The 13,387-nt window shown below is 38.3% G+C and carries 11 protein-coding genes; 1 reads left to right on the top strand and 10 read right to left on the bottom strand.

Translation table 11 applies throughout. The features are described 5' to 3' along the window. Positions 1 to 7 precede the first annotated feature (7 nt). Positions 8 to 919, top strand: coding sequence for a hypothetical protein (locus FN756_RS07525; protein ID WP_142602941.1), 912 nt, complete (start codon positions 8 to 10; stop codon positions 917 to 919). 58 nt (positions 920 to 977) lie between these two features. Here the strand turns inward: FN756_RS07525 and infB are convergent, their stop codons facing one another. The 10 genes from infB to panD all read right to left on the bottom strand — a co-directional run bounded on the left by infB (position 978) and on the right by panD (position 13,320). Next, positions 978 to 4,055, bottom strand: a complete 3,078-nt coding sequence (infB, locus tag FN756_RS07520; RefSeq protein WP_142602939.1) for a translation initiation factor IF-2 — start codon at positions 4,053 to 4,055, stop codon at positions 978 to 980. A 112-nt stretch (positions 4,056 to 4,167) separates the two neighbouring features. Further along, on the bottom strand, positions 4,168 to 5,406 hold the full coding sequence (nusA, locus tag FN756_RS07515; protein ID WP_142602938.1) for a transcription termination factor NusA: 1,239 nt from the start codon (positions 5,404 to 5,406) through the stop codon (positions 4,168 to 4,170). 72 nt (positions 5,407 to 5,478) lie between these two features. Continuing rightward, complete coding sequence (locus tag FN756_RS07510) at positions 5,479 to 5,946, bottom strand: ribosome maturation factor RimP (RefSeq protein ID WP_142602936.1); 468 nt, start codon at positions 5,944 to 5,946, stop codon at positions 5,479 to 5,481. 118 nt (positions 5,947 to 6,064) lie between these two features. Beyond that, positions 6,065 to 8,215 carry a M1 family aminopeptidase gene (locus tag FN756_RS07505; RefSeq protein WP_142602935.1) on the bottom strand — a complete coding sequence of 717 codons (2,151 nt, stop codon included), beginning with the start codon at positions 8,213 to 8,215 and terminating at the stop codon, positions 6,065 to 6,067. 29 nt (positions 8,216 to 8,244) lie between these two features. Then, positions 8,245 to 9,480, bottom strand: a complete 1,236-nt coding sequence (locus FN756_RS07500) for a TlpA disulfide reductase family protein (protein ID WP_142602933.1) — start codon at positions 9,478 to 9,480, stop codon at positions 8,245 to 8,247. Between the two features lie 173 nt (positions 9,481 to 9,653). Continuing rightward, positions 9,654 to 10,793: an acyl-CoA dehydrogenase gene (locus FN756_RS07495; protein ID WP_142602932.1), complete on the bottom strand. Its 1,140-nt coding sequence runs from the start codon at positions 10,791 to 10,793 to the stop codon at positions 9,654 to 9,656. 275 nt (positions 10,794 to 11,068) lie between these two features. Beyond that, positions 11,069 to 11,425: a TIGR03067 domain-containing protein gene (locus FN756_RS07490; protein ID WP_185955220.1), complete on the bottom strand. Its 357-nt coding sequence runs from the start codon at positions 11,423 to 11,425 to the stop codon at positions 11,069 to 11,071. Positions 11,426 to 11,462: 37 nt separating this feature from the next. Continuing rightward, on the bottom strand, positions 11,463 to 11,954 hold the full coding sequence (gene rfaE2 / locus FN756_RS07485) for a D-glycero-beta-D-manno-heptose 1-phosphate adenylyltransferase (protein WP_142602930.1): 492 nt from the start codon (positions 11,952 to 11,954) through the stop codon (positions 11,463 to 11,465). Further along, on the bottom strand, positions 11,947 to 12,963 hold the full coding sequence (locus FN756_RS07480) for a lysylphosphatidylglycerol synthase transmembrane domain-containing protein (protein WP_142602929.1): 1,017 nt from the start codon (positions 12,961 to 12,963) through the stop codon (positions 11,947 to 11,949). Before FN756_RS07480 ends, rfaE2 begins: the two co-directional genes overlap by 8 nt. 6 nt (positions 12,964 to 12,969) lie before the next feature. After that, on the bottom strand, positions 12,970 to 13,320 hold the full coding sequence (gene panD, locus FN756_RS07475; RefSeq protein WP_142602928.1) for an aspartate 1-decarboxylase: 351 nt from the start codon (positions 13,318 to 13,320) through the stop codon (positions 12,970 to 12,972). Between the last annotated feature and the right edge of the window lie 67 nt (positions 13,321 to 13,387).

Raw genomic sequence — 13,387 nt, 5'->3', positions numbered from 1 at the left:
TTAAAAAATGAATAATACAATAAAAGTTGGCTTTTTAGCATCATATGACTACAAGTTATTACAAACATCAATTCCTATTGTTTATAATGCAGCTGATGAAATTACCCTGGCTATTGACAAAAATAGATTAACATGGAGTGGAAACACATTCGCAGTAGAAAATGATTTTTTTGAATGGCTGAAACAATTTGACACAAATCATAAAATACGCATTTATGAAGATGATTTTTACGTATCTGACCTCTCTCCAATGGAAAACGAAACTAGAGAACGAAGTCTACTTGCAAAATATATGGGGCTAGATGGCTGGCATATCCAACTTGATACTGATGAATATTTTATCGACTTTGATGGATTTACCAATTTCTTAAAAAACAAGGCCGACAAGTTTGTTAAACCCAATGAAGCATATGGAGTGTACGCCAAAGTGATTACACTTTTCAAGAAAACTAAAAACGGATTCATTTATATAACTTCACCAGAAAACTTCCCGATAGCAACGCGGAATCCTCAATATGAAGTTGCGAGAATGGTCAAAGGAGGAAAATTATTGAGTAATTTTTTCATGATTCATCAAAGTTGGGCAAGGGAGAAGAATGAAATGTTAGCTAAAATAAATAATTGGGGCCATGCAAATGACTTCAATACACAAAGTTATTACAACTTTTGGGATGCTTGCGATGAACACAATTACCCATTTTATAATAATTTCCATCCCTTATCAAAAACAATGTGGGAATCGCTGGCTTATACTGAGGGAAAATCTATCCCTGAGTTCATTAGCAACTATAGAACCCTACATGATCAAGAGCTAATAAGGGACAAGCACTTCTATCAACCTTTGCCAAAGAAGAAAGGGAAATTAAGCAGAATGGTTAGTTCATTAAAATCAATAATTAAAAAGCTTAAACTCAAATAAAAAGAAAAAACACCCAAAGTAGGGTGTTTTTTCTTTTTATTGGTTATGACTAACCAAATTATAATTTACGTTTAACTTCCACTTCTTCGTAAGCTTCAACAATGTCGCCTACCTGAATATCATTGAAGTTTTTAATGTTCAAACCGCATTCATAACCGGTAGCAACTTCTTTCACATCGTCTTTAAAACGTTTCAATGAAGCAAGTTCTCCATTATGGATAACAACACCATCACGTACGATACGAATTTTGCTGTTTCGATTAATCTTTCCATCAAGCACCATACAACCTGCAATGGTACCAACTTTGGTAATCTTAAAGGTTTCACGAATCTCAACATTAGCAACGATTTTCTCTTCAATTTCAGGAGAAAGCATACCTTCCATCGCCAATTTGATCTCTTCAATCGCCTTGTAAATGATTGAATACATGCGGATATCGATTTGCTCATGTTCGGCCAGTTTACGTGCACTTGCAGAAGGACGAACCTGGAAACCAATAATAATCGCATCAGATGCTGAAGCCAACAATACGTCGGATTCTGAAATCTGACCTACCGATTTATGGATAATATTAACCTGAATTTCTTCTGTAGAAAGTTTCAATAATGAATCAGAAAGTGCTTCTACTGAACCATCCACGTCACCTTTAACGATGATATTAAGTTCTTTAAAGTTACCGATGGCCAAACGACGACCGATTTCATCCAGTGTAATATGTTTTTGAGTACGAAGGCCTTGTTCACGCAACAACTGCATACGTTTCGTTGCGATTTCTCTAGCCTCTTGCTCGCTTTTAGTTTCTATAAACTTATCGCCTGCTTGTGGAGCTCCTTGCATACCCAATACCTGAACAGGTGTTGATGGGCCTGCTTTTTCAATCTTCACTCCACGCTCGTTGAACATGGCTTTTACTCTACCACTATGGCTACCAGCCAAAATTGGGTCTCCAACAGTAAGCGTTCCGGTTTGAATCAATACTGTAGTTACAATACCCCGACCTTTATCAAGTGCCGCTTCAATTACCGTTCCCACTGCACGACGCTCAGGATTTGCTTTTAATTCTAAAAGTTCGGCTTCTAGAAGTACCTTTTCTAATAGCAAGTCGATATTCAATCCTTTTTTAGCTGAAATTTCTTGGGTTTGGAATTTACCGCCCCATTCTTCAACCAAAATATTCATGTTAGCTAATTGCTCACGAACTTTATCTGCATTAGCTCCATCTTTATCAATCTTATTGAATGCAAAAATAATAGGAACACCCGCAGCTTGAGCGTGATTGATTGCTTCAGTAGTTTGAGGCATTACGGCATCATCGGCAGCAATCACAATAATTGCAATATCGGTTACTTTAGCACCACGAGCACGCATGGCCGTGAAGGCTTCGTGCCCCGGAGTATCCAAGAAGGTGATTTTCTTGCCATTTTCGAGCTTCACATTGTAAGCTCCAATGTGCTGCGTAATACCACCGGCTTCACCAGCAATTACATTGGCTTTACGAATAAAGTCAAGTAATGAGGTTTTACCGTGATCGACGTGACCCATAACAGCTACAACCGGTGAACGAGGGATCAAGTCTGCTGGATCATCAATATCCTCTTCAATTTCTTCCTGTATATCAGCAGAAACAAATTCTACAGTATAGCCGAATTCATCTGCAACAATGGTAAGCGTCTCCGCATCCAAACGTTGGTTGATGGAAACGAACATACCAAGCGACATACACGTTGAAATAATCTGCGTAACCGGAACATCCATCATGTTAGCAAGTTCATTAGCTGTAACAAACTCGGTAACTTTCAGAATTTTTGATTCAAGTTCTTGTTGTAATGATGCTTCTTCTCTCGAGGTTGCAAAATCATCACGTTTTTGACGGCGGTGTTTACGGCCTGCCGCGAATTTATTTTGTTTACCCGCACCAGTTAACTTAGCAAGCGTTTGCTTGATTTGTTCCTGCACTTTTTTCTCATCAACTTCTTCCTTTACAGGCTTTCCGTGATGACCATGAGCGCCACCGCCTTGATTAGGGCGATTGTGCGAGTGAGGAGATTTACTATGATCGAATTGACGTACCTGACGTGGTGGCCCTGCAGGAGTTTGACCTTGACCAGGGCGGAATTGACGTGGTTGTTGAGTACCCTGACCAGTCCCTTGTTGTTGCTGATTAGGGTTGGTATTCCCTTGGCCGTCTTTACGTTTACGTTTACGTTTATGCTTATCGTTATCAGAAGATGAAGCTACAGGGCTTCCCTTTTTCTCCCTTTCAACCGGAAGTACAATTTTACCTATGATATTAGGTCCGCTGAGACGCTGAGCTCTGCCTTTAATTACATCTTCTTCAGGCTTCACCGCTTCATCTGTTGATTCAGATGCAACTGGCGCTTCTGGAGCCTTCTCGGCTACAGGTTTCACCTTAGGTGGCTCTGGCACAGCAGCAGCTACAGGCGATGGTTTTTCTTTCACCACTGGTTTTTCTTCTATTTTAGGCTCTGGAGCTACAACTTTAACTTCCGGCTTAGGCTCTGGCGCTACTGTTGGTTCAGGAGTTGGTACTGGTGCCCGCTCTGGAGTAGGCTCGGGTTTTACTTCCGCCTTTTTCTCCTCTTCCTTTACTTGTGGCACAATAGGCTTTTCCTCACGGACAGCTTTTTTATCGGGCCTGGTACGAGTGTTAAGCGCATCAAGATCAATACGACCTACAACTTTAACACCTTGAATTTCTTCGCTGCTCTCTATTTGAGGTCCCCCAGTATTTTCTTCGGGTTTTACAGGCTCTTCTTTGGGCTTTACTGGTTCCTCTTTAGGCTTCTCAGCCTTTTCAGCAGGGGTTGCAATATTTTTAATCAGGATTTCTTCCTGTTCAACCTCTTTAGGTTTCGGCTTTTCAAGCAGCGACTCATCAATAGAAACTTCATCACGACGGATTTTTCCGATGTGAATATGCTTAGCTTCTTCTTTGATAGTCTTGTCGCTTTGAAACTCCTTCAACAAAACGGTATACATATCATCATTGATCTTTGCACCTGGCTTCGGTTCTACCCTAAATCCTTTGGTGCCCAGATACTCAGCGATAGTAGCAATACTAATGTTAAGTTCTTTAGCGACTTTTAATAATTGAAAATTTTTGTCTTCTGACATTCAGCTCTTGTTAAATTTATTCTGAGAGTTTCCGTTTGTAAAAATAGGAAAACTATTTCACAAGCTGCTCCACAATTAATGGTATTATCCCTTATTATTGAGCAGCTTGATATTATTCGAATTCTGCACGAAGAATCGACAAAACATCCTTCACCGTTTCTTCTTCCAGATCGGTACGTTTTACTAATTCGTCAACAGTAAGTTCAAGTACACTTTTTGCGGTATCACAACCGATGGATTTCAGCTCATCTATTATCCAGCTTTCGATTTCATCTGAGAATTCTTCCAAATCAACGTCCTCATCGTCTTCATCTTTAGTATCTCTGTACACATCGATTTCATAACCGGTCAACTTACCTGCTAATTTTATATTATGGCCACCTTTTCCAATAGCTAAGGATACTTGATCAGGGTTCAAAAACACTGATGCGTGTTTACGAACCTCATCCAACTTAATTGTTGTGATCTTAGCCGGACTTAAAGCACGTTGAATATACAACGATGAGTTATTGGTGTAATTGATAACGTCGATGTTTTCATTACGTAATTCACGAACAATACCATGAATACGCGAACCTTTCATACCCACACAGGCGCCAACAGGGTCAATACGATCATCGAACGACTCAACAGCAACTTTAGCACGCTCACCTGGTTCACGCACAATTTTCTTGATAACAATCAGTCCATCAAAAATTTCAGGCACTTCAAGTTCGAACAGACGCTGTAAGAATGATGGAGCAATACGTGAAATAATGATACGCGGATTGCTGTTCAGCATTTCTACCTTTAATACTACAGCTCGGATACTATCCCCTTTTTTGTAGAAATCGGCAGGAATTTGCTCTGTTTTTGGTAGAATTAATTCATTGCCTTCATCGTCGATTACCATTAGTTCCTTTTTCCAAACCTGATATACTTCTCCAACAATGATTTCTCCTACGCGGTCTTTATATTTTTTGAAGATTTCGTCTTTCTCCAGTTCTAATACTTTTGAAACCAAGGTTTGGCGTGCAGCTAAAATAGCGCGGCGGCCAAAGCTTTCAAGCGTTACCAATTCAATCGCATCGTCGCCCACTTCCAGTTCCGGATCAATGATTTTTGCTTCAGAAATCTCCACTTCAAGTGCATCATCTTCTGAGAAACCATCTTCCATTACTTTACGTGTGCGCCAGATTTCAAGGTCACCATTTTCGGTATTCACGATCACATCGCAGTTTTCGTCAGTGCCGTACTTTCTACGCAACATGCTTCTGAAAACATCTTCCAACACGCTCATCATTGTTGGTCTGTCGATGTTTTTGAATTGCTTAAACTCCTGGAAAGAGTCAATCAAATTAATATTGCTCATTTTTATAAAAAATGTTATTATTTATGATAAAACATGCTAGAATGATCTAGCTGCAATTGTCTTTACTATATTTTATTTAAAGCTAATTGTTACTTTAACTTCATTTATTTCAGAAAATGGAATTTCGACTTCAACCTGCTGAGCTTTTTTCCCTTTTTCTTTTACTGTTTCTTCAATTTTAATACCGTTTTCGCTATTCTCCAACAACTTACCTTCTTTTTTATTGTTATCAACTAGCTTAACAAGAACGTTCCGGCCAATGTTTTTAGAAAACTGCCTTTGCAAAGTCAATGGATAATCAATTCCGGGAGAAGAAACCTCTAGGGTATAGGCATGATCAATAACATTCTCTTCTTCCAGATGAAAACCCACATGACGACTTATTTCAGCACACTTTTGAATCGTAATACCATTATCTCCGTCAACAAATATCATTACCTTATTATTAGGCAATACTTTTATATCAACAATAAAAAGATTCGCATCATCGGAAATCTTCTCTTCCACAAGTTTGGTAATTCTGTTTACAATCGCGCTCATCTTATAATTCAAAATAAACAAAAGAGGGGACAATGTCCCCTCTTCTCTTTTTGCGTTGCAAAGATAATAAATATTTATTGTTTTGAAAACATCCTGTTTGTATTTATCTATTTATATGCTACTTACCCTTTGTCAAAGCCGTTTTTGAAGCATCTTCAACCATTGGAGATTTATCTGTAAGCGTTTGTTGAAACAGAGCCTTGTTATTTTTACCGGGATACATAGCAGCTATACCTGAAACTGCAGTAGCGCGCACGATTGATTTCTTGTCATTTTTTGCCTTATCAACCAAGAGTGGGTAAAAAGTATCCTTTGCGGAAGCAGGCAAGGAACCTAAAGTTTGAATGGCAACCATTCGAATAGCCCATGCCTTATCGTTTAATGCAACCTTAAATACCTGTTGCACATTTGTATCGCTTAGATTTATGCTTAAATTTTGTAGCGCATCCAATCTGTCAATTACAAGAGGGCCATTATTGTATTGAAATATCCACTCTTCATTGGCTTTCACTTCACGTTTAGTAGCTAAAAGCATTTTTTCAGCATCAATGTTGACAAGATTAGGTTTAGAGTCAAAATCAAAGGTAAACTGCTGAGAGGCCTTGTCAATCAGAATGCGTTTGCGCTCTACTTTTCCACTAACGTAAAAATCAACATCAAGCGGCAAACGATATAAAGGTATTGTTTTGAAATCCTGAAGTTGAGCTACATTGATTTGTACCTTTTTAGTCGCCGCATCATAAGTTGATGCAAAACTTAAGTCGGGTTGACCTGAAGACATAAACCATTGGTTAAAAAACCAATTCAGGTCTTCACCCGTAACTTCTTCAAAAGCCAAACGCAGGTCATTTATTTCAGCATTATTGAATTTTCTGCGTTCCAAATAAAGCTTCAATGCAGCAAAGAAAGCATCATCACCCACGTATTTACGCAGCATATGCAACACGCGTCCGCCTTTTTGGTAGGTTACCAGATCGAACATATCTTCCCTGTCGGCAACGTCAAAGCGGATTAATTTTTTAGAAAAGTCTTTTCGAGAGTTTAAATAAGCAATCAGATCAAGTTGCCCGTGTATATCGGCTTCTTCTCTTCCATATTTATGTTCAAGCCAAAGGTATTCTCCATAGGTTGCAAATGATTCGTTAAGCGGCAGATTAGGCCATGACTCACAGGTTACCAAATCACCAAACCAATGATGGAATAACTCATGGCAGATAATATCTTCATGCGTCTCATCCAGATATTGGCGATCATCCATTTGTAATTTATCAAAATGAACTGTTGCAGTTGTATTCTCCATCGCCCCCGACACAAAATCACGCACAACTATTTGCGAGTATTTATCCCATGGGTAATCAACGCCTAAACGGTTTGAGTAAAACTCAATCATCTCAGGAGTATTTCCAAAAATCATCCTGGCGTATTTCTCATATTGAGGCTCAACATAATAGTTAACTTCAATATTGCGCCATCTATCTTTTACTACAGCAAAATCACCTACAGCAATCATGGTTAAATAGGTACTATGTGGCTTATCCTGCTTCCAAGTATCGGTGCGAGTACCGTTGCCATTATCTTTTGAAGCAACCATTAAACCGTTTGACAGCGTATTGTATTTTTTGTCGACGGTCAATGAAATCTCCTGAGTCATTTTTTCCTGAGGACCGTCAATGGTTGGAAACCAGCATGAATTTGATTCCGTTTCGCCTTGACTCCAAATCTCTTTGGGTTTATCCTTAATTTTACCATCATTATTAATAAAATAAAGACCTTTATCAGCAGTGATTGCCTCGCTTCCTTTTGTGACTATTTTGTTAGGCATTGCCACGTATTCAACAAACACGGTGTACTCCTCATTTCGGGCATAGGCTTTATCCAGATTGATACTCAAACACTTACCATTATAACTATATCTCAGAGGTATTTTACCTGATGCTGTAACCAATGCTACTTGCTTAATTTGAAAACCCTTTGCACTTAATTTCAACGTATCAGTTGGATAGAAATAAGGCTTTAGCTTAATTGTAGCAGATCCGTTTACAAAAGCACTATCCCAGTTAAAACTTAAATCCAATTTAGTATTAATAATATCATTGATTTTAGTATAAGCCGCCATGTAGGGTTTTCTCGCCTCATCTATATTGGCCTTAGCCAACGTTTCATTTGAATTAGCTTTTACAACCATCTCCGGCAATTCCACATGCTTAGCTGTTGAACAGGAGAGCAGAAAATAGCAAAGGCCTGAAAATAACAGTATTGATTTTTTCATTTTATAAGTATCAAGATTAATAAGTTTGATTATTCGGCTAGAAGTTCATTGATCGTTTGCGTAAACTCTTTTACAAAATCAGTATAATGCTTACCCGTTCCCGGCCCCGAAAACCCTGTATGAATTTTTCGCACCTGGCCTTTTTTATCAATAATAATGGTTGTTGGAAAACCCATAATTCGATCCAGCGCCGGCAAAGCAGCGTCACGCTGTTTTTTATCACTCGTTTTATCGGTAATTAATAGCGGATATCCAACTTCGAAACGCTTTTGAATGTTTGCTACATTTTTTTTCGACCGATCAAAATCAGTTGTTCGTTCAAATGCCAAACCTACCACTTCAAAGCCTCGAGTGTGATTCTCTTTATAAAATGCCGACATGAAACGGGTTTCATCCATACAGTTAGGACACCAGGAACCTAACAATTGTACAATAACCACTTTGTTTTTAAAGCGCTCATCCTTGCTTGATACAATTTGTTTATTTAGATCTGGGTAAGCAAAATCAAGGCGTTTTAAACCCTGTTTCAACTTAGTCAAAGAATATGCATCAGGAAGCTGCGCTGCTGGATTGCGAACGGCCGACCATTGTTCAACGCCCCCCGCACCAGAATAAAACTTACCATTAACAATTGTATTGGAGTCAATTTTACCTGTAAACAAATAAGCATGAGAGCCATCAAAACAAGATAGAAAAAGATTATTCCCAGCAATCGTTCCTTCCAAATACCTGTAATCGCCCGTAGTTGTAAGAAAGGTGCCGACAAGCTTTGATTCACTTTGAACAAACTCCCCTACCGCCTGCGAACTGTCTTCGGCACTAAAAAAATTCACCGCCCACCTGCCTGTGGCATTAAAACTAGTCTTCGTCCCAGCTTTAAAGAATCGGAAGTCTTGGTCGGGCTCTGCTGAGAAAGGCATCACCACATCTTTATAGGCAAGATGCTTTACCCAAAGTCCTTTAATCTGATCTCCTTCAAAAGCAGCTTTGAATTCAGAATCAAAAAAAGGCATTATAATAGCTATCGAATCATTTTTCACAGAGACGTCATCTACCCTTAAGCGTTCGTCTCCATTTATAATTTCAATAATCGGCTCACCGCTTACACTATCTTTTTTGACATCAAAATTAAAAGGAATTTCATTGCCTGATTTAGTCTCAAGCGTTGCTCTCCAACGGCCTTCTTGTAATAAACTTTCAGAATTATTGCAGCTTGACAGCAGCAATAAACTAACCGATAACGCTAATAAAAAGCTTTTTTTCATTCATTAATTAACCTAAATGTGACGCTTGTCAAATGTAAATATTTATCATTTAAACCATGGGGTTGCTCTTTAATCGAAATTTACAACTCAGTAGTTTAACAAAGAGCTTGGGGTAACAAAAAAGCGGCAGAGTTGGAACTTGCCGCTTTTTTGTTACGAAAATGATTTATCCTTTATTTCAATACTTCCCGTGAGATTACAATTTTCTGAATCTCAGAAGTACCCTCATAGATTTGTGTAATCTTAGCATCACGCATTAAACGTTCTACATGATATTCTTTTACATAACCATAACCACCGTGTACCTGAACAGCCTCAACTGTTGTTTTCATGGCCACTTCTGATGCAAATAATTTGGCCATTGCACTAGCTTGAGCGTAAGGCTGATGATTATCTTTTAACCATGCAGCTTTAAGACACAGCATACGTGCGGCTTCAATTTCAGTTGCCATATCTGCAAGTTTAAACTGAATAGCCTGGTGATCACAAATTGGTTTTCCAAAGGCTTTACGTTCTTTTGAATACTGAACGGCTAATTCATATGCTCCGGAAGCAATACCCAATGCCTGCGAAGCGATACCAATACGGCCACCTTCAAGCGTTTTCATAGCAAACTTAAACCCGAAGCCATCTTCTCCAATACGATTCTCTTTTGGAACTTTTACATCGGTAAACATAAGTGAATGCGTATCAGAACCACGAATTCCTAATTTATTTTCTTTAGGGCCAACAGTAAAACCTGGCATTCCCTTTTCAACAATAAACGCGTTAATTCCTTTATGACCTTTGGCTACATCAGTTTGTGCAATTACTAAGTAAACCGAAGCTGAATTACCACTGGTAATCCAGTTTTTTGTACCATTCAATAAATAATGGTCACCCATGTCAATAGCGGTTGTTCGCTGTGATGTTGCATCCGAACCTGCTTCCGGCTCCGACAAACAAAATGCACCAATTATTTCTCCCTTAGCTAACGGAACCAAATATTTTTGCTTCTGTTCTTCTGAACCATATAACTCCAAACCATAACATACCAAGGAATTGTTAACAGAAACTACTACTGAAACCGAAGCATCAATCTTTGAAAGTTCTTCCATTACCAATACATACGAAATCGCGTCTAAGCCGGCCCCTCCGTATTTAGGATCAACCATCATTCCTAAAAAGCCCCATTCGCCTAATTTTTTCACTTGCTCGGCAGGAAATTTTTGGTGCTCATCGCGCTCAATAACACCTGGCTTTAACTCATTCTGAGCAAAATCACGTGCGGCTTGCTGAATCATTAAGTGTTCTTCTGTAAGCTGAAAATTCATATCTCTCTTCTCTTTCTGGTTAATGAAATTTATTGATTGGGAGGTCAAATTTATAACGAAAAAAGATTATTTCGTTAATACAAGCTTTAAAAATATACTATTTTGAAAATCGGTTCACGAACTATATTAAATTACAAAAAAATAGTTGAAAACTTTAACAATACTATAAGCTTCGTACATTCGATATACACATAAATCCTTCCACCTTCAGTATCGAATTTGAACAGTTTACTTTTCTAAGAAACTGAAAAATTCAACTAAAACTAAAAAAGAGCTCAAAGAGCTCTTCTATATCTTACAAGGCATTGAAATGTACTCTGATGCGTTGAAAACTCAAGAGGACGATCACCCCCATTTAAATTATAACAAACAATCAGATCTTCTTGTTCAAATTTGAAAATTGCCCGAATGATTTTGTCAGCATTCGCTCCTTCAGTTCCGGTAATATTCATAGTCATTGGATTACGTTCTGTGCCTATACTAATCTTACCAATATCACTCATGCCGCCACTGCTAACGGCATAACAATCATCTCTGATTGTTAAAATAGTTGAATCCAGTTTTTCATCCAACATTCCTATACCAGCCAGTTCAGCTTCAACCGGCACCCATGTGCCCTGTATACTTTTCATCATTCAAAAAAATGGAGAACAACTCGCTCGCCTAAGATTAAAACGCCTTAATTTTTTGTTCAATTGCTGATGTTGAATAACCAGGAATGTAATCAATGGTTTTAACGACACCACCATTGGCCATTACAATATCAGCGCCTACTATTTTATCGATGGTATAATCACTTCCTTTTACCAATACATCAGGCTGAATAAATTTGATCAATTCAAAAGGAGTGGCTTCATCAAACAATACAACCGCGTCTACAAAAAACATAGACGCTAATAACATTGCGCGGGAGTATTCGTCTTGAATTGGCCTGTTATTCCCTTTAAGATTTTTGGTAGAAAAATCAGAATTTAACCCTATTACCAGGCGTTGGCCTAACGAGGCTGCTTTTGAAAGGTAATCAACATGACCTAAATGCAACAGGTCGAAACACCCATTAGTGAATACTATTTTATCACCCAAAAACCGCCAGGTGTAAATCTTTTTGGCTACTTCTTCTTTAGAAAGGAGTTTGGAAGCCATTAATGCGTTATTATACATCGGCTTTGACTTTATGGTTGGAAGATACTAAAATATAAGCCAATCCTAAAGCGCCAACAAGAATAACCATTAGGGTTTGCGTTCCATGAGAAATAGTTGCATAAACCAAACCTTCTGCTTCAGAAATTTTATACAACACAAGACCTTTTGAAACAATCCAATGGAATGCCCCAATGCCTCCTTGAACCGGAGCAGCCATTCCTAAACTACCCACCGTTAATACAAATAAACCGGTTAAGAAAGTCAAACTGGAAGTTGCGGGAATAGCAAAGAACATGATATAGGTAGAAAGCAGATACAAAAACCACAATAATACAGTGTATGCGATAAATAGCACTTTACTTTCAACCATGGCAATACTTGTCAACCCTTTTGAGATGCCGGAAAACAACAGGATAATTTTTTGCCCTAATACCGATGACATTAATTGAAGCTTATATCTTCTATAAATAAAAATCAGGGCTATTATGGATATCAAACCCAATATTCCTATACCCAAAAGCAGCAATTGATTACTTTCTAACTTCTCCACTATCCCTTTTAAAAGATTATCATAAATAAATGAGCTGATTAAACGAAATTGCAGCAGAACAGTAAGTAGTAGAATTACAATTAGCGAAAGTAAATCAATTACACGCTCAACGATTACAGTGCCAATCAATTTGTCAATAGCAATATCATCTGTTTTTGTAAGAGTACCACATCGACTTACTTCTCCTAAACGAGGAAAAGCGAGATTGGCCATATAGCCAATAATTACTGCATTAAATGTATGGAGTAGTTTAGGAGAATGCCCAAGCGGCTTTATAAGCATATTCCAACGGGCAGCCCTTACCAAATGAGCCAAAAGTGTAACAGCGGCAGCCAGCGACACCCAAAAATAATTAGCCTGTTTAAGCTCGGTAGTGAGTTGATGAATATCCTGCCCTTTAAAAGCAAAATAAAGCATTAAGCCACCAAGAGCAATAAAAATACTAAAGCGAAAAATGGATTTAATTTGACCGTTCAATCTATGCTACTTGATTAAACGATTATGTTGATCCGGGAAAATTACGGTTGGTTTGAACTTTTTAGCTTCTTCAAAATCCAACGTTGCATACGAAATAACAATGACAATATCCCCTACCTGCACTTTACGAGCTGCGGGCCCATTTAAACAGATAGTTCCGGTACCACGTTCGCCTTTAATGATATAGGTTTCAAAGCGTTCACCATTGTTTACATTCACAATCTGAACCTTTTCGTGCTCGATCATATTTGCGGCATCCATCAGATCCTCATCGATTGTAATACTCCCCACATAGTGCAACTCCGCCTGAGTAACCTTTGCACGATGTATCTTGGATTTTAATACTTGAATCATCATAAGGCTGGCAAAATTAGTAAATGTTATTGGATGAAGAAAACCAATGTATCATTGTTCAGCATTTTAT

This window comes from Solitalea koreensis (genome assembly GCF_900182575.1).
Classification (GTDB): domain Bacteria; phylum Bacteroidota; class Bacteroidia; order Sphingobacteriales; family Sphingobacteriaceae; genus Solitalea; species Solitalea koreensis.
Note: the sequence above shows the minus strand (reverse complement) of the source record. Positions and strands in the feature narration are given on the sequence as shown.

What these genes read in the sequence shown, in the direction of transcription:
- FN756_RS07510 (WP_142602936.1), bottom strand. Translation starts at nt 5,946, where the DNA reads ATGAGCGCGATTGTAAACAGAATTACCAAACTTGTGGAAGAGAAGATT.
- infB (WP_142602939.1), bottom strand. Translation starts at nt 4,055, where the DNA reads ATGTCAGAAGACAAAAATTTTCAATTATTAAAAGTCGCTAAAGAACTT.
- FN756_RS07505 (WP_142602935.1), bottom strand. Translation starts at nt 8,215, where the DNA reads ATGAAAAAATCAATACTGTTATTTTCAGGCCTTTGCTATTTTCTGCTC.
- FN756_RS07500 (WP_142602933.1), bottom strand. Translation starts at nt 9,480, where the DNA reads ATGAAAAAAAGCTTTTTATTAGCGTTATCGGTTAGTTTATTGCTGCTG.
- FN756_RS07495 (WP_142602932.1), bottom strand. Translation starts at nt 10,793, where the DNA reads ATGAATTTTCAGCTTACAGAAGAACACTTAATGATTCAGCAAGCCGCA.
- FN756_RS07490 (WP_185955220.1), bottom strand. Translation starts at nt 11,425, where the DNA reads ATGAAAAGTATACAGGGCACATGGGTGCCGGTTGAAGCTGAACTGGCT.
- nusA (WP_142602938.1), bottom strand. Translation starts at nt 5,406, where the DNA reads ATGAGCAATATTAATTTGATTGACTCTTTCCAGGAGTTTAAGCAATTC.
- panD (WP_142602928.1), bottom strand. Translation starts at nt 13,320, where the DNA reads ATGATGATTCAAGTATTAAAATCCAAGATACATCGTGCAAAGGTTACT.
- rfaE2 (WP_142602930.1), bottom strand. Translation starts at nt 11,954, where the DNA reads ATGTATAATAACGCATTAATGGCTTCCAAACTCCTTTCTAAAGAAGAA.
- FN756_RS07525 (WP_142602941.1), top strand. Translation starts at nt 8, where the DNA reads ATGAATAATACAATAAAAGTTGGCTTTTTAGCATCATATGACTACAAG.